The 21,894-nt window shown below is 59.3% G+C and carries 33 protein-coding genes; 19 read left to right on the top strand and 14 right to left on the bottom strand.

Features of this window, described 5'->3' with window-relative positions; genetic code table 11:
• Together Q7J26_RS02695 and Q7J26_RS02690 are read left to right on the top strand one after the other, a co-directional pair.
• Nucleotides 1-311: hypothetical protein (locus Q7J26_RS02695; protein ID WP_304934974.1), on the top strand; the 311-nt coding region annotated here is incomplete at its 5' end.
• Nucleotides 308-493: a hypothetical protein gene (locus tag Q7J26_RS02690; RefSeq protein ID WP_304934973.1), complete on the top strand. Its 186-nt coding sequence runs from the start codon at nucleotides 308-310 to the stop codon at nucleotides 491-493. The genes Q7J26_RS02695 and Q7J26_RS02690, both read left to right, overlap by 4 nt.
• Before the next feature lie 404 nt (nucleotides 494-897).
• Here Q7J26_RS02690 and Q7J26_RS02685 read toward each other — a convergent pair whose 3' ends face one another.
• The 7 genes from Q7J26_RS02685 to Q7J26_RS02655 all read right to left on the bottom strand — a co-directional run bounded on the left by Q7J26_RS02685 (nucleotide 898) and on the right by Q7J26_RS02655 (nucleotide 4,055).
• A complete protein-coding gene (locus Q7J26_RS02685) occupies nucleotides 898-1,173 on the bottom strand; it encodes a hypothetical protein (protein WP_304934972.1) in 276 nt (91 codons plus the stop codon).
• On the bottom strand, nucleotides 1,151-1,684 hold the full coding sequence (locus tag Q7J26_RS02680; RefSeq protein WP_304934971.1) for a hypothetical protein: 534 nt from the start codon (nucleotides 1,682-1,684) through the stop codon (nucleotides 1,151-1,153). The genes Q7J26_RS02685 and Q7J26_RS02680 overlap by 23 nt, the downstream gene beginning before the upstream one ends.
• 11 nt (nucleotides 1,685-1,695) lie before the next feature.
• Nucleotides 1,696-1,848 (bottom strand): hypothetical protein, encoded by a 153-nt coding sequence (locus Q7J26_RS02675; RefSeq protein WP_304934970.1) that lies wholly within the window; start codon nucleotides 1,846-1,848, stop codon nucleotides 1,696-1,698.
• Nucleotides 1,849-1,860: 12 nt separating this feature from the next.
• Nucleotides 1,861-2,112, bottom strand: coding sequence for a hypothetical protein (locus Q7J26_RS02670; RefSeq protein ID WP_304934969.1), 252 nt, complete (start codon nucleotides 2,110-2,112; stop codon nucleotides 1,861-1,863).
• Between the two features lie 79 nt (nucleotides 2,113-2,191).
• The gene (locus Q7J26_RS02665) at nucleotides 2,192-2,647 is read right to left on the bottom strand and encodes a hypothetical protein (protein WP_304934968.1); all 456 of its coding nucleotides are present in this window, start codon (nucleotides 2,645-2,647) and stop codon (nucleotides 2,192-2,194) included.
• On the bottom strand, nucleotides 2,647-3,399 hold the full coding sequence (locus Q7J26_RS02660; RefSeq protein WP_304934967.1) for a hypothetical protein: 753 nt from the start codon (nucleotides 3,397-3,399) through the stop codon (nucleotides 2,647-2,649). The genes Q7J26_RS02665 and Q7J26_RS02660 overlap by 1 nt, the downstream gene beginning before the upstream one ends.
• A gap of 89 nt (nucleotides 3,400-3,488) precedes the next feature.
• Entirely contained in the window at nucleotides 3,489-4,055 is a 567-nt protein-coding gene (locus Q7J26_RS02655) for a hypothetical protein (RefSeq protein ID WP_304934966.1), read from the bottom strand.
• A 116-nt stretch (nucleotides 4,056-4,171) separates the two neighbouring features.
• On the opposite strand from Q7J26_RS02655, the gene Q7J26_RS02650 reads away from it, so the two are divergent.
• From Q7J26_RS02650 to Q7J26_RS02640, 3 genes are read left to right on the top strand one after another with little or no spacing between them, the layout of a single operon-like run.
• Nucleotides 4,172-4,975, top strand: coding sequence for a DUF5677 domain-containing protein (locus Q7J26_RS02650; RefSeq protein ID WP_304934965.1), 804 nt, complete (start codon nucleotides 4,172-4,174; stop codon nucleotides 4,973-4,975).
• A gap of 39 nt (nucleotides 4,976-5,014) precedes the next feature.
• A complete protein-coding gene (locus Q7J26_RS02645; protein ID WP_304934964.1) occupies nucleotides 5,015-5,488 on the top strand; it encodes a hypothetical protein in 474 nt (157 codons plus the stop codon).
• A 10-nt stretch (nucleotides 5,489-5,498) separates the two neighbouring features.
• Nucleotides 5,499-6,107: a hypothetical protein gene (locus tag Q7J26_RS02640; protein WP_304934963.1), complete on the top strand. Its 609-nt coding sequence runs from the start codon at nucleotides 5,499-5,501 to the stop codon at nucleotides 6,105-6,107.
• Nucleotides 6,108-6,238: 131 nt separating this feature from the next.
• Here Q7J26_RS02640 and Q7J26_RS02635 read toward each other — a convergent pair whose 3' ends face one another.
• Nucleotides 6,239-6,940: a recombinase family protein gene (locus Q7J26_RS02635; RefSeq protein ID WP_304934962.1), complete on the bottom strand. Its 702-nt coding sequence runs from the start codon at nucleotides 6,938-6,940 to the stop codon at nucleotides 6,239-6,241.
• Between the two features lie 271 nt (nucleotides 6,941-7,211).
• On the opposite strand from Q7J26_RS02635, the gene Q7J26_RS02630 reads away from it, so the two are divergent.
• Nucleotides 7,212-7,679 carry a hypothetical protein gene (locus Q7J26_RS02630; RefSeq protein ID WP_304934961.1) on the top strand — a complete coding sequence of 156 codons (468 nt, stop codon included), beginning with the start codon at nucleotides 7,212-7,214 and terminating at the stop codon, nucleotides 7,677-7,679.
• Here the strand turns inward: Q7J26_RS02630 and Q7J26_RS02625 are convergent, their stop codons facing one another.
• Nucleotides 7,680-7,934, bottom strand: a complete 255-nt coding sequence (locus Q7J26_RS02625; protein ID WP_304934960.1) for a hypothetical protein — start codon at nucleotides 7,932-7,934, stop codon at nucleotides 7,680-7,682. It abuts the gene before it with no gap.
• Nucleotides 7,935-8,131: 197 nt separating this feature from the next.
• On the opposite strand from Q7J26_RS02625, the gene Q7J26_RS02620 reads away from it, so the two are divergent.
• The 3 genes from Q7J26_RS02620 to Q7J26_RS02615 all read left to right on the top strand — a co-directional run bounded on the left by Q7J26_RS02620 (nucleotide 8,132) and on the right by Q7J26_RS02615 (nucleotide 9,452).
• On the top strand, nucleotides 8,132-8,500 hold the full coding sequence (locus tag Q7J26_RS02620; RefSeq protein ID WP_304934959.1) for a hypothetical protein: 369 nt from the start codon (nucleotides 8,132-8,134) through the stop codon (nucleotides 8,498-8,500).
• 128 nt (nucleotides 8,501-8,628) lie between these two features.
• Nucleotides 8,629-8,937, top strand: a complete 309-nt coding sequence (locus Q7J26_RS17100) for an excalibur calcium-binding domain-containing protein (protein ID WP_370651897.1) — start codon at nucleotides 8,629-8,631, stop codon at nucleotides 8,935-8,937.
• A gap of 53 nt (nucleotides 8,938-8,990) precedes the next feature.
• Nucleotides 8,991-9,452 carry a hypothetical protein gene (locus tag Q7J26_RS02615; RefSeq protein WP_304934958.1) on the top strand — a complete coding sequence of 154 codons (462 nt, stop codon included), beginning with the start codon at nucleotides 8,991-8,993 and terminating at the stop codon, nucleotides 9,450-9,452.
• 83 nt (nucleotides 9,453-9,535) lie between these two features.
• Here the strand turns inward: Q7J26_RS02615 and Q7J26_RS02610 are convergent, their stop codons facing one another.
• From Q7J26_RS02610 to Q7J26_RS02595, 4 genes are all read right to left on the bottom strand, one after another.
• Nucleotides 9,536-10,066, bottom strand: a complete 531-nt coding sequence (locus tag Q7J26_RS02610; RefSeq protein ID WP_304934957.1) for a hypothetical protein — start codon at nucleotides 10,064-10,066, stop codon at nucleotides 9,536-9,538.
• Between the two features lie 92 nt (nucleotides 10,067-10,158).
• Nucleotides 10,159-11,412 carry a Y-family DNA polymerase gene (locus tag Q7J26_RS02605; RefSeq protein ID WP_304934956.1) on the bottom strand — a complete coding sequence of 418 codons (1,254 nt, stop codon included), beginning with the start codon at nucleotides 11,410-11,412 and terminating at the stop codon, nucleotides 10,159-10,161.
• Entirely contained in the window at nucleotides 11,412-11,786 is a 375-nt protein-coding gene (locus tag Q7J26_RS02600) for a LexA family transcriptional regulator (RefSeq protein ID WP_304934955.1), read from the bottom strand. Before Q7J26_RS02600 ends, Q7J26_RS02605 begins: the two co-directional genes overlap by 1 nt.
• Nucleotides 11,787-11,873: 87 nt before the next feature.
• Complete coding sequence (locus Q7J26_RS02595) at nucleotides 11,874-12,431, bottom strand: T4SS efffector SepA family protein (protein WP_304934954.1); 558 nt, start codon at nucleotides 12,429-12,431, stop codon at nucleotides 11,874-11,876.
• 153 nt (nucleotides 12,432-12,584) lie between these two features.
• Between Q7J26_RS02595 and Q7J26_RS02590 the strand changes: the two genes are divergently transcribed.
• From Q7J26_RS02590 to Q7J26_RS02545, 10 genes are all read left to right on the top strand, one after another.
• Nucleotides 12,585-12,920: a hypothetical protein gene (locus Q7J26_RS02590; protein ID WP_304934953.1), complete on the top strand. Its 336-nt coding sequence runs from the start codon at nucleotides 12,585-12,587 to the stop codon at nucleotides 12,918-12,920.
• A gap of 105 nt (nucleotides 12,921-13,025) precedes the next feature.
• On the top strand, nucleotides 13,026-14,594 hold the full coding sequence (locus tag Q7J26_RS02585) for a phage portal protein (protein ID WP_304934952.1): 1,569 nt from the start codon (nucleotides 13,026-13,028) through the stop codon (nucleotides 14,592-14,594).
• A gap of 51 nt (nucleotides 14,595-14,645) precedes the next feature.
• Nucleotides 14,646-15,188, top strand: coding sequence for a hypothetical protein (locus tag Q7J26_RS02580; protein ID WP_304934951.1), 543 nt, complete (start codon nucleotides 14,646-14,648; stop codon nucleotides 15,186-15,188).
• A gap of 69 nt (nucleotides 15,189-15,257) precedes the next feature.
• Nucleotides 15,258-16,496: a hypothetical protein gene (locus tag Q7J26_RS02575; protein ID WP_304934950.1), complete on the top strand. Its 1,239-nt coding sequence runs from the start codon at nucleotides 15,258-15,260 to the stop codon at nucleotides 16,494-16,496.
• A 576-nt stretch (nucleotides 16,497-17,072) separates the two neighbouring features.
• Nucleotides 17,073-17,459: a hypothetical protein gene (locus tag Q7J26_RS02570; protein ID WP_304934949.1), complete on the top strand. Its 387-nt coding sequence runs from the start codon at nucleotides 17,073-17,075 to the stop codon at nucleotides 17,457-17,459.
• A complete protein-coding gene (locus Q7J26_RS02565) occupies nucleotides 17,460-18,098 on the top strand; it encodes a hypothetical protein (protein ID WP_304934948.1) in 639 nt (212 codons plus the stop codon).
• Entirely contained in the window at nucleotides 18,095-18,985 is an 891-nt protein-coding gene (locus Q7J26_RS02560; protein WP_304934947.1) for a hypothetical protein, read from the top strand. The genes Q7J26_RS02565 and Q7J26_RS02560 overlap by 4 nt, the downstream gene beginning before the upstream one ends.
• Nucleotides 18,978-19,157, top strand: coding sequence for a hypothetical protein (locus Q7J26_RS02555; protein ID WP_304934946.1), 180 nt, complete (start codon nucleotides 18,978-18,980; stop codon nucleotides 19,155-19,157). The genes Q7J26_RS02560 and Q7J26_RS02555 overlap by 8 nt, the downstream gene beginning before the upstream one ends.
• Before the next feature lie 26 nt (nucleotides 19,158-19,183).
• The gene (locus Q7J26_RS02550) at nucleotides 19,184-20,683 is read left to right on the top strand and encodes a hypothetical protein (protein WP_304934945.1); all 1,500 of its coding nucleotides are present in this window, start codon (nucleotides 19,184-19,186) and stop codon (nucleotides 20,681-20,683) included.
• 24 nt (nucleotides 20,684-20,707) lie between these two features.
• Nucleotides 20,708-21,148 carry a hypothetical protein gene (locus Q7J26_RS02545; protein ID WP_304934944.1) on the top strand — a complete coding sequence of 147 codons (441 nt, stop codon included), beginning with the start codon at nucleotides 20,708-20,710 and terminating at the stop codon, nucleotides 21,146-21,148.
• 53 nt (nucleotides 21,149-21,201) lie between these two features.
• Here the strand turns inward: Q7J26_RS02545 and Q7J26_RS02540 are convergent, their stop codons facing one another.
• Nucleotides 21,202-21,528, bottom strand: coding sequence for a DUF2614 family zinc ribbon-containing protein (locus Q7J26_RS02540; protein ID WP_304934943.1), 327 nt, complete (start codon nucleotides 21,526-21,528; stop codon nucleotides 21,202-21,204).
• Between the last annotated feature and the right edge of the window lie 366 nt (nucleotides 21,529-21,894).

Here is a 21,894-nt window from a genome sequence, read left to right as displayed (position 1 = left end):
GCCGGTTGACCTACACGCCGCTAGCTACGGCTTTCGCTCCCCACTGGCACAAGGCCACCAATCCAGTCGGCTGGCCAACCTACAAACCGCTGGCGCACCGCGACGTGACCGTGGCTGTCTACGGCTGTCTCGGGGAGGCTGCGGACTGGTGCGACGGGATGAAGTTCGACCGCAAGCCGTTGATCGTCGCCAGCCCCTTCGAGTGCTACACCTTCGCGCCTTCCGTCCGCATCAGCTACGTCCTGCGCTTCGAGCATCAAAAGGACGCGGCCATGTTCCGACTGATCTGGTCCGACCGCGTTAGCCCGTGACCCGGTTCAAAATCGGCGCGATCACCGACGAACCCCTGTCCGCGATCTTCACATGGCTGCTGGAAAACGCAGACGACGCTTGGTCGGCATCCATCGGCAACGACCAAGACAACCCACACCGCCTCTGGATCAACACCGACAGCGAAAAGCTGGTCCTGCTGTTCAAGATGCGGTGGCGATAGTTCCGGCCACAATCGTTACCGACAATCCGTTCCGCCACCTGCTTCGCAAAGACGGCGGACACCTGCGGCTGCATCGCGCGCTTCGGATTCTGAATAACCATTCGCTCGGAGTTCATCGTAAGCGCGTTGGTCGCTGGCTGGCATGTTGCTGCTTTGGTCGGAACCCGTCGAAGCGCATCGCCCGATGATGAATAGCACCGCGATGATCCCGAGAACCCAGAGGACTTTGTGTCCAGATTTTTTGGCGGTGTTGTCGGCTGCGATTTTCTGTTGGTGGCTCTGTCGCGTTGCTTCGTAGCAATCTTCGCAAAGTATCGCGTCAGTTTCATATACCGGGCGAAACCCGCATTGCCGACACAGACCCGACCTGCGCTCTTCAGCGGACATGTCCACCGGTGCCCGCATCAGGCCTTCGCCGCCTGAATGATCAGGGTGTCCACGGCCTTGTCCTTCGAGCCGTGGACGTCCTTCAGTTTCTCAAGGGCGTCCTGCGCCTCGGGAGATAGCCACACCGTGACTTTCTTCATCCCGGCGTCCGCCCGTTTCTTGTGATAGGCCGCCGACGCAGCCCGCCGGGCATCCGTGGCCGAAACCTTGGGTTTGGATTCTGTCATGGCCTCTGCATGCCGCACGGCCATCAGGTCCACAAGGTCCATGCTATTTCGCATCGCGCGCCGCATGCCATTGTTCAAACAGGATCGGGCTGAAAGCTGTGCCATCCTTCACAAGCTTTGCATGCTCTCGCCGCGTGACCTCTTCACCCCAAAGCCAGAACGTATGGCGAGGGCGCGCGAGGGTTTGACCAAGGTGGTTTATCTTGCCGGTATATGACGGCCCACCAGTGCGGTGACGCTCGCTGTAGGGTTCATGGCCCACGGCGTGAATCTCGACGAACCAACTTTCCGACATGATCAGTTCAAACGCGGCGGTCATCAACATGGTGATGTCACGCTCGCTGCGAACGGTGACGGTCATTAGGTCGTGGTTAGGCCCGACCTTCCTGAATTCTGGTGCTTCAAGAACCCCGGTCAGCATGGCCTCAATCTCTGCTTTGCTCCGGTCGTATGCGTCGATCTGGCGCCAGTGGTCGGGATCATCGAGCGTTGCTCGAAGAACAAAAGTCACCTTCAGGCGGAATTCGACCTTGGTCGGGTCAATGTCCGGGGAGGCGGGACTTACGTCATGGGTCATTGCGGCTCCCTTCAGTCGGCCCACACCGGGCGAACGATGTAGCGGACGGCGCCGTAAGCAGCATCCTTGCGATCCGCAGCACGATAAGCGCGATCACGGGTCTTGAAGCTGTCCACGACCTTGGCGGTCTGGCTGTCGATCAGGTCATAACGAACGGGCATCATCACCACTCCCGATCAAGCCGCGACCGGGCCGTTAGCCCGCGTCATGAAGTCGAAATCCCAACCGGCGGCGAATGCAGCTTCAAACTTGCTGACCTTCGCGGCCGAAGCGACGAAGCCACGTTCGCGGCCCGTATAGCGGCACTTCAGACCATCCATGATCAGACGTTCGGCGCGACCCTTCCACGGACCTTCTTTGTGGGTCTGAACGATGAAGTTGCCCTTCGAGTAGCGGGCCGGGGTGATGGTGTAAGCGGCGGTGGCCATGTCGTCTCTCCGTATGTGCTGGCACATGTATGCTGGCACATAACGGAGAGGTCAAGCGGAAATATGCTGGCACATACGATTAGGAGAACATTTTTAGGAGGGTGCCGGTGCGCTTCGCCCAATCAAGATAACGCACCGTGTTTTTGCCTCGGATGATCTCAAGGTCGAAGCAGTAAGATTCATCGCCGTAGGGGCCACTGAAGCTACGCCGATAGACTGGCGTCGAGTCGCGCTGAATGATTTGAACCTCAAACCACGGACCTTTGATGTTGAAGTCAGTGAACGCAGCATGATCGACTGTTATCGTGCCATTGTTGAACTTGGCGCGCGTCGTTCCACTGAAAGGTTCATCAGGATCAAATCGGTTGTCCGCGATAACAACGCCCTTCCACAACTCTTCCCCATTTTCCGGCCAAACGGCCTTGGCGAGTTTCGATACCGCCGGGTCATGATTTGCAGGGTCCAGAGCCAGCAGGGTTTTCACCAGATCGAGCGTCGTGGCGATGGTGGGATGATAGGGATTGTCGATCCGCATCACACAGCCTCCCAAGGCCACCGGCCATCCTCATTGGCCAGCATGCGGAACTTCGGTTCGTAGTGGCCAAGCGGAGGGATCACAGAGCGTCGCCCGTTGTGGAAGTGATCGAGGCCGCGTTGATCAGCCATGCCAGCTTCGAAGGCGGAAAGGCTTTCCATGCTGTCGAACACGACGGCGAACTGACCCCGCAGCTTCGGACCCGCTGCAACTTTCGCACGGCCTTCCAGACCAGCCTTGGCGATCACCCGCGCGCACTTGGCTTGCCAACCGGAGCCAGCCACCAACAGCGTTGGCCACCGCTTCCAGACCGGGCCAGCGAAATCGGCATTCTTGTCAACGCCGTCCCGAACACCGCCGATCCAATACCAAAGATCGTCCCACCCGAGGCCAGCCCGTTCCGCAGCCTTCTGCGTCTCTTCCGATACTTCGTCGCCGTAGATGTAGAACGCGCGTTCCTCGCCCCACTCATAGCGGGCAGTTCGGGCAGGACCGTCAATCCGGTGCTGCAAACCGCCGTTGACCGTCGTGATACGCCAAGCCTCTGACCGCCACTCATTCGTGACCATCCGCAAGGCAAGTCCGTCCTCGACACGGAACACCGTCGCAGACACGCCATAGCGCGGATCGAAGCGAACACGGGCGTTGACGCCCAAACCCTTCAGTTCTTCGGAAAGCTGATCAGCAAAAGCCTGATCCTTGTCCTTACCGAAGCCGTAGAAGATTTCGGTCTTGCCGTATTCGCGGGTCATATGCGCTCCGATCTGTTGAAGATAATGGATTGTCTCACAGCTTCCCCGGCTGTCATCCATAATGGCCGGGGAAAGATGCTTACCGGCCGTTAGTGATATGACGACCAGTAGACGGGGCGGCCTTCCCACAGCGAAGCCGAACGCGAACTGTCGATCCGAACCGAACCCCACTGGTTCACCCGGCGCAGCATGGCTTCCCCAACGAACTCGCCAGCCATCGGCACGCACTGGCCACGGTCGCCACCATCATCGGTGACGTTGCCCTTGATCTTGCGGACCTCGACCGACGACGTGGTGACGCGAACGACCTCATACCAATCGACGTTCGTCTGTTCGTATCCCCACGAAGCGCAGAGGATATGACCCACCATCAGCTTGTGACCGGCCTTGGCTTTGGCCTTCACTTCAGCCTTGCGAGCCGCGATGCCAGCAGCCGAAGCGAAGTAGGTGGTGACAGCCTTCTCACGGCCAGCCGCCGACATGTAGCGGATGCGGAAATCGGGCTTGGTGCGACGACCGGCGAAACCCATGGCGCAGGGATGACCAGCAGCGTTGGTGTAGACGAAGACCACAGCGTCAGAGTTCTTCGCGGTGATCTTGAGGGCGCCAACGGGGACTTGGGCGGCGCGGACTTGTTCGACAGTCGTGGTGGTCATCGCTGTGTTCCTTCGTATGTGCTGGCATATGTATGCTGGCACATAACGAAAGGGTCAAGCGAAAATATGCTGGCACATACGTTTTCGTTCGCGGCCCTTTGTGGGATAACGACGGCATGAAGCCTTTTGACCTCGAAGACCTCCCACCCGACATCATCGAGAGCATTCGGGATCGGCTGCTTGATCAGTCCATGCGGGCCGATGGCTTCCTTTCGCCCCTGCTGGCCGTGGATGCCGCAAGCCAGACAGAACCCCATCGAGAATGGTTCGCCGTGGCTCAAGACCTTAACCGGTTGTCGCTGATGCTCTGGCAGGACACAGAAGGCCGAGGGATTTGGCTTGGCCCTGACGCTCTGGTGGCTCGCCTTATCGCCAGATCGAACGACACATTCGCCGGTGCCGTCATCCTCGCAGAACGGGGCCTGACCGTCGAAAGTCAAAACCTGTCTCGGGTGATCTACGAATGTGCGTTCTGGATAGGATACTTCATCAAGGATCGCGAAACGGCGGCTGAAGCCCTCATGGAGGATGACCAGTTTTCACGGGTCAGACTCGGCTTTGAACCGCTCAACGGGAGACAGGGCAAAGGCAAGCGGGCGCCCCAACCACAGAGGTTGTCCGAACTCGCAGAGATGGGCGACGACTATCAGTTCTATTCGGCACTATGCGGCATCGCCGGGCATGCCTCGGTGTCGTCCCTCGGTCACTATGGGGCAGGGCATGAAGACGGATCGTTCGGCCTGTCTTTCGGCCCCGACACAGACGGGATGCCGCGCGCCCTCTGGTTTGCGATCAGGGCGCAGATGGTCGCGCTTCGACAGTTCTCGATAGCAGCACGGAAGAGCGCGGAGGCCGATGAAGTGGCGATCAGCAACATCGAACAGCGTTGGTTCGCCCTCTCACAGTCAATGCAGCGATAAGGCACCCGTAGCGCGAGCCGTCTGGCCATTGGGCTGCGGTTGGGCGACGATGGAGGGGGGAGAACCAAGATGCTTTTGACCTTGCTTGCGCTGGCCGCGTTCAACGATCCTGTGACGATCTTCACCGGCGTCGAAATAGGCGACAGCCCGCAGGAAGTGGCGCGCGTCATGTCTGGCACCCTGTCCGACATCAGCGGCAAACCGGGGTCGCAAATGTATTTCGGCCAAGATGGTCATGTCCTGTTCTGCAACGGCCGGGCGGTCAGCATCCAACGCAAGGTCGGACGCGACCTGCATGCCTATACCGACAGCGTTCAGGACAAGACCGCCGATCTCGGCGAACCCACCATGACCGCCCACCACTACAGGTCAGCCGCCGGGGAAATCAGCACCCTGTCGGCGGAATGGGATATCGGCGAAAACATCGTCTACAGCTTCGGGGTGATCGCCACCGCAGCCGGTCCAATCGAAGTCAACGAACAGTTGGCCGTGACGGGCTTCCCTTGCCAATGAAAGACCACTGATGTTCGGATTTGGTAAGAAGCACCCGCTGTTTGATCAGGTCAGACGGTCGGACATTCAAAAGACCATCAGGATCATGGAAGCGGGGAGAGGGCGCCAGCACGAAGCCGCCCTGTCCCTGCTGATCGGGTCATTGATCGAGGACATGGCGTCCCACATGGTCAAGGAAGGCCCGCCGAAGAATTTCGGAAAGGTCATCAACGCGGACGTGTTCACGTTCGAAGTGCTCGCCTACACCGCCACGATCCTCGAAAGGGCAGTGGACGGGCTGGCGGATTTCACAACCGACTATTTCGAAGAGGAATACGCGACCGCCATGGGTATGATCGCCGCCCAAGCGGACAAGCTGTGTGGCTGGCAAACGAAGCCGGTGATGATCGCCCGCTTTGACGAATACAACCAGCCGGGAGCGTCAGGCATGAACCTGATCAGCACCCTGATGACCGTGGGCGACGCAGCCTATCCAATGATCGAATATTTGCGTCCGCTCGATTTCCAGAGCGACAACAGGAAGCTGCAAGGACAGGCTGTCGCCTTGACCGGCATCCGAGAGAACTACGCAACGACCCTACTGGCCGCTATCGAGGAATACGGCCTCGATCCCTATTAGGCCGCTGTGAGAGCCTTTAGGGCATCGGGGGCGGGTGGCTCGGAAGATTGAGGGCAGGGCGTCCAGCAAGCGGAAATGCCTATTCACAGGCCCTCGCGCGCAACCCCGAGATTGAAAGAGAAATCAGATATTCAAGCGGCCCGTTTCTCGGCTCTCTGGACGGTCGTGGCGGCCCATTTGGCTCCCCGAGGCGTGGGGACGCCCAACGTGTTCAGATGGTCGGCGACCTCTTGCAGGGACATGCCCGTGGCTCGCAGCGTCATGATGGTCGGCCTAACCTTCGCGGCATGTTCGTCTGCTTTCGCCTTCACCACGGTCACAGCACGGTTGCGGGCAGAGTCATCGAAGGTTCGACCATTGCCCAAGCGGGTGATCACACGTCCATTCTTGGTGACGTGGTGACCGTTGGCCGCGATCCTCGCCTTAATCGACCCGAGAGCCGCCTTGGTGCGCTGGCTGATGGCTGCGGCCTCTTGCTCGGCAACGGCGGCCATGATGTGGACTGTGAACCGGGACGCCGTGGGCATGTCCACGGCAATGAACTCGATGCCCTCTTCATGCAGTCCAGACAGGAAGTGGACGTTCCGGCTCAACCTATCGAGTTTGGCAATCAGCAGCTTCGAGCCTGTGGCCTTACACAGGTCGATGGCCTTGGACAGTTCGGGACGTGCGGCGATCTTGCCAGTCTCTACCTCTGTGAACTCTCCCGCCACCGTCCACGCGCCACCGTTGAGGAAGGACTCAACGGCAAGCTTCTGCGCTTCAAGTCCAAGGCCAGACTCCCCCTGTTTCAGGGTGCTGACCCGATAATAGGCTATGAATGACCCGTCCATGACAAACCCTCAATGTCCCTTAAAGGTTTGTTATGCCACCTGTCCTGTATGTGCAAGCATATAATTAGCGGACGGTCAGCAGCTATGGACAGGGGGGGGGGCGGATGGTCACCGATGCTTGTGAGAACCATTCGCAGGTAAGGGAGGGGGTGGGGTAGGTCTGTGGCCAGCGAGCGGCACGGCGCGGCAAGCTGACCAACCAAATTTTCTACAAATTTTGATTTCGGCTCTCGGCCTCTCAAGCTACCAACGGTCCATGAAAGAGCCTGAAATGAGAAGATTGGTCGCGCTTGGTTCGCTCGGTTTTTTAATCGGCTGTGGGGACGGTGATTACGACAAAGCTGCCGCCGACCTGTCGGCAAGCACCGCCGAACCGAACCGGGTCACGGCGGAAGCCGCCAAGCTTCACCCCGTTGAGGAACTATCCGGCGAGGACAAGGGGAGAGTCTGTCGGGCAGTGGTTGCCAGCCTTAATGGCCGTCAGCCCGACATCATCCGGGTCATCTCGAATGAAGGCGATCAGTATCGGGTTCGGTATACGCGGGACGACGGCACGGTCTGGACGAACGACTGCATCGTGGGCAACGGCACCGCACAATGGCGGATGGTCGAAAATGGTCAGCCGGGTCGTTGGCGGAACGAAGACACGATCAACTTCACCGTCAATGGCGAGAAGATCGACGTTCAGACCTTCATGAACGGCGAGCCGATCACGTCTGATAGCTACACGGTGAACTGATCAGCGAAGGCTTTTAAGGGCGAGAGCGAACTTCGCCGGATCGTGGACGATGATGTGGACGCACTCAAAGCCACCAACGTCATTCCCCCTCGGAAACGCGCTGAACTCTCCGGTCATGTCGTCGCGGATCGTCCGCACAAGCTCGTCAAATTCTTCTTGTTTTCCCGGAAGTAGCCATAGCTCGAAGCCCTCCGCTGTCTGTTCGACGCGGTGGCATGTCTTGTCTTCAAGCCATTGCAGAAGTCTGATGCCCATGGCCGTTCATAACGCCTAAAGGCCAAGCTAGATAGTTAAATGGGAAGCTCCAACTCATGTGCACGCATTAGCGCACGGTAAGGCATTGACGCAGGGGGCTACACTATGTTGTAAGCCGGACGGCAACGCACTTCAGCGCGGGGCCGCCTCCAACACCGTTGGGGGTCATTTTAACCGGATAACGAAAGAGTTTTCCCATGCCCAAGACCGACACCGCCATCGCCCTGATCCTTGAAAGCCACCGCACGGAGCTTCTGGATCACGTCAACAAGACCATCGACGCCCTTAAGGCTCAATTGGTCGATGACGCGGCGGCCCTCCCCAAGAATGACAAGGTTCCGACGCTGGAACAGTGCCAAGACCCCGCCAACAAGGACGGTGCCAATCTGACGCCGCGTGGTGTCGAACTGCTGTATCGCCTGTTCGATGACGGTGCCGGTTACAACCGCGCCTCGAAGGCCCTCGGGATCACGCAGACGGCGGCTCGCAACCGCAAGGGTCTGTGGGAGAAAAAGGAAGGCGGCCTGAACCGCGAACGCAAGTTCCTCGAAGGCATCGACAGCTAACCGACGACCAAGCCACCAAGACGAAGCCCTCGGAGCAATCCGGGGGCTTTTTCTTTGTCAGATGTCCAAGTGCCCAACCCGAGCGGCTTTAACTCCATAGTCGTCAAGACCAAGATAGCTTTTGGTCCATGATACCGGTGCAGAATTCCAAGGGTCCGCGACCGATTTCAATCGAGACGCTGCTTGTCGGCGTGATGTGCGTTGGGCTGTTTGGCGCGATCCTCACACTGCCCGACCCGCGCACCGTTTCGTCCTACTCGTCAAGCTTCGCTGCTTGGGATCAGGTCCGACACTTCGCTGCCATGCCAAACTGTGCGGCTGCTCGGGCTGTGGGTCTTGCACCGAGCTATCCGTGGCGTCCCGGCTATTGGAAGGCCCACGACCGGGACGGCGATGGCGTGTCGTGCGAGCCGATACCGAAATGGAAACGCCGGTAGCCTCTTCGCCAATCCGCGCTATGGTCAGCCACAACTTGAAGTCGGGGGACGACATGGAAGACAGCTACCCAACATTCTTCACATGGGTTTTGTGGATTCTGGCTGGCATATGCTGGCTGGCCGCAGTCCTATTTATCACGCCCGCTGGCAAAGGGCAGAAGGATCGCGGCCAGACGATCACGTCGGGCATCATGCTGGGCCTGATTTTCTTCGGGGTCAGCCTTCTCACTCACGGAAGCCGGTCGTCCGATAAAATCAAGGCCGATCTAAAGGCTGCGAACGAAGCCGTGGCCATCGCCCAACGCAACTATGACCAAGCCGACGCCGAATATCGGGCAATCACCGGCGCGACTGGCCCAGCCAGCGCGACGACCTACGCGCAGTGCGTATCGCGTGGTATGGCTTACTTCCAAGAAATCGAGTCGTGGCCGAAGTTGAGCGACGGTCGCGATGCCCGTGGTGTCGCCGCAGAGCGGTGCAACCGGACGACCGGGGCGTTCGACGGTCTGAACTGATCCGTTTTGTCAGGCCCTGCTTGATTAATGGGCTTGGCAAACGGGTATCGGTCTATGAGCTTTTGTCTGATTATCTGTTGCGCTCAAAATAGGCGCGATGGGGCTTCTGGAAATCCGCTGAAGGGTTCGACCGTGCATTTTCCACCGGTCCAATAGCTGCGCTCGAAAGGCTGCCATTTCGAGTCGGCGTAGGTGCCCGTTGTCCGTGACACAACAACTTCCTCTTTCGTAGGAGTCGCACCCGAGTTGTCATCTTTGTAAATCAGATCATCGGTGTCTCTGAATCTGATGAACATGGCTGACACCTCGTTAATCTGGAAGGTCACGTTGCACTGGTCTTCGCACCACTGGTTAGCGTCGAGGTCGGCCCTAAAATGGAGACTGATCGGATCGACCGTATCTGTGCCGTCTCGCCAGTGTCTCAACGCTTCGCAATGAAGATCAAACTGCCGTGGCGTCTCGGCGAGTGCCGGGAGGGCCATGAAAGCTAGGGCACCCGTCAATAGGTAACGGCGCAGCCTTACAATCCCGAAGCATCCTGAAATCAGGCAAACGATGGCGAGAAAGAATAATGCCATCGAGGCGAGGCCAAGCAGCCCACCAATCACTTCCATCGAAATCCCCCTCCGCATCTAGCGGTTGCGTCGTTCTGGTAGTCTATCGTTCGGTGATCGACCAGACCGGAAAATAGTGCCGGTCCCAAATATCAGGCTCGCACTTCCATCAGTTCGCTGATCCGCGTCGTATACCGTGGCGACAGATTGGCCGCCCGCGTTGACCAGCTTGTCGTCTTGCTGATCCCGCCGGGCTTCACTGTCCCTCGACCGTATTTCGAGTTCAGCCCGTCCAGAGCCGTCATCAGCTTATGTGATCGCACCGGGTCCACGGTCGGGAGAAGGTCGCGGGGAACATCGGCTTCAGCCTTCAAGTCCAGCAGAATCACGCCAGCCTTGGCGTAGCGTGGCCCCTGTTTCCAGACTGACCGACCTGCTGCTGTCGCTTGGCTGATGATCGCGAAGCTGTCCGCCGTTGGCTCAATGGGGAAGGTCCGTTGGCCGTTATACGAAGGCGATCCGTCATGGGCGTGGGTGTGCATGAATACCTGCATCCCCGAGGCCACCAGACCATGCTTCCGGCATTTCTCGGCCGCTCGCAGGGCGTGGGCGGCAAGGGCTTCTCGCATGTCCGTCCACGTCTCGACCGGTCTACCGAACATGCGCGTGACGCTGACGGTCTTCTTGTCGGGCGTCGCCTCCGACATGGGCATGCAGGACAGGCCGAGGAGTTCGGCGTGGGTGCGCTGGCCGGTGACGGTCATCAGTTTCCTGACGGCGCCAGAGGGCAGGGCGGTAAACTGCTGGACCGTGAAGATGCCCATGTTGTTCAGCTTGGTGACCGAGGCCCGACCGATTCCCCAAATGTCGCTGATGTCCATGGCTTCGAAGGCTTCGGCTCTGATCTTGGCATCGCTCATATCGCAGACGCCACGCATGGATTTCTCGGTCTTGGCCCGCTTGTTGGCCAGCTTGGCGAGGGTCTTGGTGGGGCCGATCCCGACGCAGGTGGGGATTTTGGCCTCGGTTCTCACCCGGTCGCGGACACGACGGCAGTGATCCACGATGCCCGGATCATCGTTGGGAAGGTGGAGGAACATTTCGTCTATCGAATAGGGTTCGACGTGCTGGAATTCGTCGGTCAGGACTTCGAAGACCCGGCGGCTCATATCGCCATAGAGGGCATAGTTGCTGCTGGCCGCGATGACGTTTTTCAGTTCCGGCTTTCTCTTCGCCAGATGCCAAACCTCGCCCATCTTGATACCGAGAGCCTTGGCTTCATCTGATCTGGCGACGCAGCAGCCATCGTTGTTCGACAAGACGACAACCGGTTTGCCGATCAAGCGCGGGTTGAAGGCCCTTTCACAGGACACATAGAAGCTGTTGCCGTCGATCAAAGCGAACATCAGATGTCCGTTCTGATCAGGGCTGAAATGACGGCCCAGATTTCCACATCTTCGGACAGGGGTAAGGGCGCCTGATCAGACGGTTCGATCCACCAGCGACCTTCGTTCTGGGACAGTGTGGCCAGCACGACATCGCCGTGGACGAAGGCCACGCAAATCTTGCCTGACGACGGCTCGATGTCGGTCGAAACCACAAGGATGTCGCCTTCGTAGATGCCCCTTGATCGCAGCCCGTTGCCCCGGACGCGGACGGCGTAGCGTTGGGGCCGGGTCAGGTCGAGATAGTCAAACAGGTTGGGCACGCCTTCGACGTGATCCTGCGCCGGGCTTTGGAAGCCCGTCGTTTCATCCCCCCTGTAAGCCTTCTCGCCCATACGAGAACGTATGGGGAACATTTGAAGTGGCTGGCAAGTGAGATTGACTCGCAGCCTGTGGGCAAATGTCGGTGAACGCCGTCATGTTTACCATGCACCGATTTCCATGATGCCGGTCATGCCGGGATGCAGGGCGGCTTCTTTCTGGCGCCACATGAACTGGATTTTCATGCCGCAGCCGTGGTTGCTGGCGATGTGATAGGCGACCTTGAAGGCGCCCATAGAGTCCTGACTCTGCACTGAAATGCCAAGGTCGGCCATGTAACGGTAGCCTTCGTCTTCTTTTTTGCCGAACACGAAGGGGCAAAGGATCAGCGATTTCAGCTTGTCTTTGTCTTTCTCGGTTTTGACGATGTAGCGAATGGCTGCGTCCTTCAGACCATTCCACGTCGGCTTGTCGAGTTGCTTGCCATCGAACGTGACGCTGATGACCTTCGTGTGGGTCAGGTCGGGCGGGGTGGCCGGGTCGAACTTCTTCACGATCTTCGAGGGCGAGGCGCGAATGTCAGCTTCTGTCGCAGGTTCGTCGCCCTCAACAAGATCGAGAAGCTTGGCGATGACAGAGTTGAGGTCGTCCACCAGCGGAACGGCCCGGCTTTGGAGGCGGCTGAAGTTGGAATCAGAGAGGTCGAAGGGGTGGGGCATGGCGTTCTTCCGTGTTTATGACAACGCGGTTATACGCCGTATTCTCGTATTAGCAAGGAATAAGCCTCACAATACGGAAATACGGCGCATTCCCATATCCGTCGTATTTTTCTCTTATGTGGCCCTAATCTGGTCGCGCCTCTAAATATCGGCATGACCCCTCACGTTTTCGTCTGTGCTCTCGACTTCCATCGGGCCGCAGAGTTCTTCAACTTCCTCATAGGCAAGGCGACCATCTACCGGCCGATCCGGTGCGGAGGTGACAGGGCGTTTGGTCGGTGGAATGGCGAAACCGTCGCCTTTGGTCGCCTCGGGGGCGAACTGACTGATCTGGCGGACATCATCATGGCCGTCGAGATCGAGGACACCGAGGCTGCGGCCCTTTTCAAGACATTCTGGTCGGAAAACGTAGTCGATGTTGGTCCTGATGACCAAGACGAAGCAGATCGTCGCAACGAAGCGAAGAATTCTGCCGATGACGACAGGTAACTGACTGCTGACCATAAATATCCGATGAGGTTTCTTACGCCAAGTCGGGCCAGTGTTGGCATGTCTACAGAGCGGGAACTTCTACAGGCTCTGTAGAGGATACGCATGTCGTTTCAGATTATTGCCGCAAGGCACCCCCACGATAAGGATTTCCCTCGCGCACACGGCGTAAACGTCCGTTTGAGCCTGTTGAACGGGACGTTCTATTCATATCAGCCCTATCCGTTCCATCAGGAATATGCCGGGAACGAATACATTCCGCTGCATGATCGTGCGCCGAACACGCACACGGGCACGAACCAGCTTCGCACGGTCATTGATGACCATGTGTCGATGCTCTTTGGTGATGGTCACTTCCCCGAGGTGGACACGGCCAACGCTGTCGTTCGCAAGGCGACCAAGGACTTCATCAAGGACGTGGGTCTGGTCGAGCGCATGCGCGAGGCGGCCCGTCTTGGCTCGGTTGGCTCTGTCGGCATCCACCTGAAGGTTCTTCAGCGTCCGGGTGGTCCCGCGCGCATGTTCGTGGACGTTCACACGACGGCCTACCTGACGCCGGAATACGACGAATACGCCCCTGACACGCTGATCAAGGTCACAGAACTCTACAAGGTCCGTGGCGAGCGCGTGCGCGAGTTGGGTTATTCGGTCCCTGACGACAGCCTTCAGGCCCTTTGGTTTGTCCAGCGGGTTTGGGATGAACTCGGCGAATGGTGGTTCGTGCCGTGGAAGGTCGAGGACCAAGCCCGTTCGGATCGGCCGCATGTGCCGGTGATCGACCACGACAAGTCCGTGACCCACGAACTCGGGTTTTGCCCGTGGGTGTGGATCGGCGGCCTGAACACAGAGATTGACGGCCCATGCACCTTCGACGCCGGGATTGAAGAGGCGATCCAACTCGACATGTTGGACAGCCAGATCGGCCGCGCCCTGAAATACACGATGGACCCGACCCTTCTGATGCTGGTCCCTTCGGCTGTGCCCATGATGGCGGCGCCGGTCACGGGCGAGACGACTGAATCTGCTGGCCAGACGCCGACAGGGCAGGGCATGGCCAAGACGCCTTCGACAGTCCTGACGATGGATGCTGAAGGCGATGCCAAATACCTCGAAATCGCTGGTGGCGGCATCGAAGCGGCGTCGGCCTACATCAAACGCCAGAAGTCGAACCTGATCGAGACGCTTCATGGCGACCGGGTGAATCCTGAAGAGGTCACGCAGGGCCATCAGGGCGCCAAGTCGCTCGAAATGCTCAATTCGTCGCTGTTGATGCACACCGAGAAGCTTCGCGTGACCTACGGCGAAGGCGCCCTTCTGCGTCTGCTGCGGATGGCTCTGAAGGTCATGACCACGGTGTCGGTGACCATGAACGAAGAAATCGCGGTCGTGACCGGCGGCTGGACCGATCTGGCCCTTCGTTGGGGTGATTTCTACCCGCTGACGCCTTCAGATGAAGACCAGACCGCCACGGCTCTGAAGTCGCTGATCGAAACCGGGATCATCTCGAAAGAGACGGCCACCAAGATCGTCGCCAGCCACTACGACATCGAAAACGTCGCTGAAGAGCGTGCCAAGGTCGAAAAAGAACAGGCTGCGGCTGATCTGCGTGCCCAAGCACAAGCTGAACACGCGGCCAAGATCGCTCCTGTCAAGTCATCGGGCATTAAAGACTAAATACTTCCATAAAACGGCGACAGGGGTCGCCAACATTATGGGAAGGCCCGAATGACTACTGAAGCAGAAACCGGCTCTGAAGCCGCAAAGACCGAAGTGAAGGAAACCGCAGGGGCGGGGAAATACACTTACGAACAGCTTGAGGCATTTCGCGAAGAGGCAATCGCCGACAACGTGAAGCTCCGCACCAAGCACGCGGAATACAAGACCCGGATTGGTGATCTGGAACAGCAGGCCCGCAAGGCGGACGAACTGGAAAAGGAAGTCACCACCCTGAAGACCTCGGCCCGCGTCGAAGTCGCGCAAGCCCGCCTTGAAGCTCTGGCTGTCAAGGAAGGCATCGTGGACCCGGACGCTCTCAAGCTTATCGACCTGTCCGAACTGAAGTTCGATGACAACGGCAAGCCCGAGAACCTGAAGGCTCTTCTGGACAGCTTCAAGGAAGCCAAGCCGCACTTCTTCACTGAAGGCGCAGCGAAATCAGCAAGCACGTCATCGACCGCGAAGATGCCGAAAGCGGACTCAACCACCCCCAACGCCAAGGATTTGTCCGACGCTGCGTGGGCCGCTCGCAAGCAACAACTCGGTCTGTGACTGAAGGCCCTCGGGCCAATCTAAAAGACGACCCAAGCCCTCCGAAGAGAGGGCGGAAAGAAACTAAAAATGTCTCTCAATCAACTGCCCGCCAGCCTTCAAGTGCTGGTCCAAGACGGCACTCTTGATCGCGTCATCCAAGAAGCACTGAAGCCGAAACTCGGCTTCCGCTCCATCGCCGAACGTGTCCCGTTCTCGGCTGGCATCGGCGAAACGATCATCAAGACCCGCGACGGTCTGCGCCCGATCAAGACGGACCCGATTGCCAACGCTGGCGCCGATGACCTGAACAGCGGCCTGACCGCTTCGAACGGCAACGTCGAGCAATACAACCTGACCCTGAACCGCTACGGCGATCTGGCGAAGACCGAACTGACGATGGATTCCGTCGCCATTTCGTCCACGTTCCTGAAGAACGCCCGCAACATGGCGATCCAATCGGCTTCGTCGGTTGACGCACTGGCCCGCAACGCCCTGTTCTCCGCATACGGCGCAGCCAACACCGAAGTCAAAACGACCCTCGGCTCCACTGGCGACACCATCACCGTCCTGAACATCGCTGGCTTCGAAGCCGGTCAGGCCGTCAAGGTTGGTGACTCGGTTTACACCGTCCTGACCGTCGCTCCGACCACGCCGGAAGCAACGAGCGGCGAAGGCACGATCAAGTTTGCAACCAACGTCTCGGTCGCCAACGGCACCGCCGGTCGTCCGGTCGTCGGCGAAACCGCTGGCCTGATCCTGCGTCCGGGCAACAAGGCTTCGGCCTCGGCTCTGGTCGCCACGGACTTCCTGTCGGCTTCTGCGATCCTCGCAGCCAAGGCCAAGATGGAAGCCAACGCAGTCCCCGGCCCGTATGTCATGTTCGTCCACCCGGAAGCCATGCCCGGTCTGTATGCTGACCCGCTCTTCCAAGCGTTCCACAACGGTTCGAATGCTTCGGACGAATGGAAAGACGGCGAAATCGAGCGCGCCCTTGGCGTTCGCTTCGTCAAGACCAACATGGCGATCAAGAACGGCTCGGTTTACCGCTCCATCCTCGTTGGCGCCGACACGCTGGTTGAAGGCGTTTACACGAACAACGCCTACGCCAACCAAGACCAGTATCGTGGTGCCCACTACATCACGTTCGAAAACGGCGTTGCCCAAATCGTCCGCGCTCCGCTGGACGTTCTGGGTGGCTGGATCAGCCAAGCATGGGTCTACATCGGTGGCTTCGCCGCTCCCGTGGACAAGCTGGCTACCTCGGCCAACATCCCGACCGCAAACGGTCGTTCGCTGAAGCGCGCGATCATCCTCGAACACTCGTAAGAGTTTCGCCGGAAACGGAAGATCAGAAAGGCCGGTGGGGGAAACCTCACCGGCCTTTTCTCTGATATGGGTGGTCTCGAAAAATCGAGGGAAATCCGTGCGCCATCAACTCACCGGAAACGCAGGGCTTTATCACGTCGCACGCGAACTCTCCCGACGCGGGTGGCATGTCATGCCCACTGTCCGCAACGCGCGGGGCGCAGACCTCTACGCCGCTACGGACGATGAAATCCGTGTTCTTCCGATCCAGTCCAAGGCTTTGGCGAAACGCTCGCCAGTCCCATTGGGTGGGTCGCTTGATACGCTACGATCCTACTGGTGGGTCATCACGATCAACGCCAACACGGCGTCGCCGACTTGCTACATTATGACGAAGGAAGAAGTGAAGGCCGCCGCCCACCGGGGCGTAAACGACGCCGGTAAGGTGTCATATTGGCTCCAACCGAAGTCATATGCCCTTTCAATCTATGAGGAAGCTTGGGACCGGCTTGGAAGCCCAGACCCCGAAGAAGTCCTCCCGACTGGATGAACCTATAGCGCGGGGCCGTAATAAGGGTCGCCCGCATAAATACTGCTATGAGCGCAGCAGTATTTACCGACTCCGAAAAGACCGACATTCGCCGGTTCATGGGCTATCCGCCCCGTGGCATCGACATGAACAGCATGCTGTTCGGCGTCTTGGTCAACGACGAAGGAGTGCTGGAATACCGCATGGGCCTTCTGACCGAGGAAGAGGGCGTTCAGGTTCGCAAATATCTCATGGCTCTGAAGGGCCTTGAAGAGGCGATTCTTGCTGCTGCTGACAACCTCGAAGACGACGTGCTTGGCCCGCTGCGTCGGAACAAGACCGAGATTGCAGAGCGCACCGCCCTGTATGACGCATGGCGCAAGCGTCTGTGCCAGTTCCTTCAGTTGAAGCCCGGCCCCGGCCTCCGCTCCGGCGGCGTTCATTGGGTCGTCTAAATGGATCGCGTCTCGGCACAGCCGAAGCTTGATCGCGGCTATGGGAAGATCGCTCGAAAGCTCGGGCGCACCTATGGCCAGTATCGCGCGTCTACGGCCTTCAACCCCATTTCAGATCAGAACAAGGTCGGTGATCTGGACTGCTTGTTCGACCCCAAGTCGGATTTCAGCGTTCAGCGCGTGGCCCTCTACGGCAAGACGATCTGGTTTGCTGCGGTGGACCGCACGACCGTCGAAGTCGGTGACTACTTCGTTGGCGGCAACGGGACGTGGTTCATCGCGTCGATGCAGGACATCGCGCCTACGATGGCGGTGAAGTGCAACGCCGTCGCCTCGATCTATCGCCCCGGCTCTGGCCAGCATGATCCCTATTATCCCGCCCCCGAGGGCACGCAGACGGATACCCTGACGGGTTGGCCTGTGTCATTCCTCGAAGGCACCAAAGGCGAACGGTCGGTGCTGAACGGGCCGCTCGATACCCGCGTGCCGTGGTTCGATGTGCTGATGCCCGTCTTCAACACCGGCGACGTGCGGACCCATGACCGGCTGCGTCTCGATGACGGCACCGAATGGGTGATTTCGTCCCCTGAACTGACTGAACTCGGCTGGCGTCTGACCTGCGGGCTGGTGACGGCATGATCGACCTGTCCGATATCGAAAACGCCTTCGTGGCCAGCCTCGGCCAAAAGCTGACTGGCTCGGCCAGCGTGGGCAATCCACCGGCGGCCCGCCCCAACATCGCCGGGGTCAAGGACGCCCGTGGCCAGACCGTCGAAATCCGTATCAAGCGCGGTTTCCCCGTGTCGGCGGCCATTGATGAAGACATGGACGCTGGCCGCGTCCTGATTATCGTCGGCCCCGAACAGGGCATGACCCGCATCCTGAAGCCGCTGCGTTCCCCGCCGGTCGTCACGCACACCGTGCCGATCACCATGTCCGTCGAAGTCACCGATCCCACGGTGGCGATCAAAGGTCTGGGGACGGCCGGGCAGGTCGTCGGCATCGGCGTCGGGAACACTGGCTATGCCTATCGCTGCGTTGGTGGCGAGACGGCTTCGGCCGTGGCGCAGAACCTCGCCAGCCAGATCAACGGCGCCCAAGTCTCGCAGAACCAAATCTATGTGCCCGGCGGCCACAAGCTGATCGCCGGTGTCGTGTCGGACAGCTTCACCAGCGTCGAAGTGGCCCGTCAGGTCCAAGCCTTCCGCATCGCGATCTATGCCCCCACGCCCGCGATCCGCGACGCCATCGGCCGTTTGATCGCTCCGACCCTGATGCAGGTCCGCCGGTTCGAACTCGAATACGGCGTCACCAACGCTCCGAAATATCTGAACGTCTGGACCGACGACACGACCGCCAAAGTGGACATCTTCAAGCGCGTTGAGCGGTGGGAAGTAGAATATCCGACGAATGCGGTCGAGCAAGTGCCGGGCGTTTTGTTTGCTGGTCTAAATAGTAGTGGAAAGTTGGTCGGCCAGTTCCACCCGGATGGACCTATCACGATTGAAAGGATCATCAATGTTTGAACTGGTTGTTCTAACCGATTTCGACGGCTTCAAGGCCGGTGACCACATCACCGATCCTGCGCTTGTCGCCGAATACCAAGAAACGCGCCCGATGTTCGTGGTGGCGGTCAAGAAGGCAAAGGCCCGTAAAGCCGCCGCCCAAAAACAAGAAGAACAGAAGGAAACTGTCTAATGATTGTCCTCGAAGGCACTCTGAACATGAACGCACTTGGCGTTCCCGGTGTTTACACCACGATCCGCAAGCCGCGTGCCCGTTCTCTGAATGGCGTCCCGACCAATATCCTCGGCGTCGTCGGTTCGGCTTCGTGGGGTCCGGTCAATGTCCCCGTCACCTGCGATATGGCTGGCTATCTGGCCATCTTCGGCCCGGTGATGAACCGTCAGTTTGACGCTGGCACGGTTTGCGCCGTCGCCGCCGCTCAAGCTGCTGAAAGCTTCATCGTCGTCCGTGCTGCTGGCACCGGCGCCGCTGCAGCCACCTGCGCTGTTGCCGCGACTGCTGGCCCCTCGGGCGCAACCCTGACCGGCAAGTATGTCGGTTCGCTCGGCAACGACCTGACCATCCGTTTCACGGCTGGCTCCAAGGCCAACACCGTCCGCGCCGTCCTGAACTCGGGCAAGCTGTCCAAGACCGAAGAGTTCGACAACTTGTCGAACGTCGTGGCTGATTTCTGGCCCGCCCTGATCGCCGCGATCAACACCGGCGCCGGTGTCCGCGCCGCTTCGGAACTGGTCATCGCTTCGGCTGGTGGCACCCCCACCGCGATCCCGGCTCTGACCGCGACGGCTCAACCCTTCACCGGCGGTGCTGACGGCACGACTGCTGCTGCTGACCTGATCGGCACGGACGGCGCATCGCGCACCGGCATGTATCAGCTTCGCGATACCGCCGCTGCTGTCGCTGTCCTCGCAGACATCGACGGTTCGGCTCTGGCCAACATCGAGGCGTTCGGCCGCGAAGAGGGGACCGTCATGGTCGTCGCTGGCCCGGCTGGCCAAACCATCGCCCAAGCCAAGACCGCCAAGGCGTCCATCGACAGCGCATGGGTCCACTACCTGCTTGGTGACCACATCTACTGGCGCGACCTGACCAACGGCGTCACCCGTCTGGTCAACCCGTCCGCGTTCGACGCTGGCAAGCTGGTCGGCATGTCGCCCGAGGCTTCGGCCCTGAACAAGCCGCTGGCTGGCATCCTCGGATCGCAGAAGTCGGGTCTGGCCCAAGGTTCGGCCTCGCAATACAGCCGCGCCGAAAAGGCGGACATGTTCCGCAACGGCATCGACGTGATCGCCTTCCCTTCGCCGGGCGGCAACTACTGGTCGGTCGCTGGTGGCGTGAACACGTCCAGCAACCCGGACACCAACGGCGACAACTACGCCCGCGTCATGGACTACCTCGCCTCGACGGTTGATTCCGGCATGGGCAGCGAAATCGGTGGCGTGATCAACGCGGACACGTTCCGCAATGTCACGACCCGTCTCGATACCTTCCTCGGCAACTGCGTCTCGGCTGGCATCCTGTCGAACGACGAAGACGGCAACCCGCCCTACGTCGTCTTCTGCGACAAGACGAACAACCCGCAATCGCGCACCAGCCTCGGCTACCTCCAAGTCGATGTGCAGGTCCGATTCCAGTCGATCACGCGCTACCTCACGATCAACGTCGAAGGCGGTCAGACCGTCGTCCTCGTCCGCTAACAACAATAAGAAAAGGACAGGATCATGCCAGTCTCTAACGGTTCCAACTCTTTCAGCATCGGTCGCGATGGGGCGTTCAAGCTTCAAGTCGGCAACCAGACCTTCGACCTCGAAAATTGCACTGGCTTTGACCAGAAGCAGGAAACTGCTTCGGTCAACGTCGATCCGGTTCGCGGCCTCCAACTCTTCGGTGAAATCCCGAAGGGCTGGTCGGGCAGCTTCGAGGTCTACCGCAAGAACGCCGAACTGGACCGCCTCTTCGCGGCTATGGAAGCGAACTTCAACGCCTCGGGCACGCTGCTGAACGCCACGCTCTTCGGCTACATCGACGAAGCCGGTGGCGGCCAAACGATCTACAAGTTCACCGGCGTTTCGCTGAAGATGGACGATGGCGGCACCTACGCAGCCGACAAGGAAGTCAAACAGAAGATCACCTTCAAGGCGCAAACCCGCGAAGTGAAGTGATCGGCTGAAGCCATCCAAAGAATAAGGGCACCCTCCGGGGTGCCCTTTTTTTGTTAGCGGGTCAGGTCAACGACCTTGCCGTCCCGCAGTGCCAGCGACGTTCGACAGTCGGGGCATTTGCTGGCCTTGCCGATCATTTGGACCGTCCCGGCGCAGTGGGGGCAGGGGGCCGCCCTGATGATCGACCCCATGACGAAGGGCAACGCCAGCGTCAGCAGGGCCGACAGAAGCCCGAGCGGGAAGAACACGAACAGCAGGATCATGCTGATCAGCCCGCCCACCATGAAGCTGGTGATCGCCGTCATCATGGCGGCTTTGATCGAGAACCTTGGCGTCGTGCATCGGTAGGCCCGACCGTTGATCGTCATCGTGTCAGACATGCGTCCCTCCATCAGTCGCATTTGGGACCGGCGCAGCGGATGCCAGCCGGGTCATACCACCAGTCAGGCATGTCCTTGCCCGCCTCGGGTTGTTGGGGATTGGCCGGGGCGAGTGGCGCAGTGATTGGCCCCCGTGGGTCTTGGACCGACGTGAATTCATGGGGCTGCGAGATCGTGGCGAGTGTGATCCCTCCGACCAACACGCCGACAGCCCCTGCGATGTAAAGCAGCTTCTTGAACATAGTGTTATTTAAGGTAAGGCGCCATTTTGAAGGTGTCTACTCATAAATACGAGTGTCCTTCTCCGGGGACAACAGACGCGGCACAGCATGTCCTCGCTAAATACTGGTGCGGCTTGCTGTGTCG

The organism is Brevundimonas sp., from assembly GCF_030656255.1.
Taxonomy (GTDB): Bacteria; Pseudomonadota; Alphaproteobacteria; order Caulobacterales; family Caulobacteraceae; genus Brevundimonas.
Note: the sequence above shows the minus strand (reverse complement) of the source record. Positions and strands in the feature narration are given on the sequence as shown.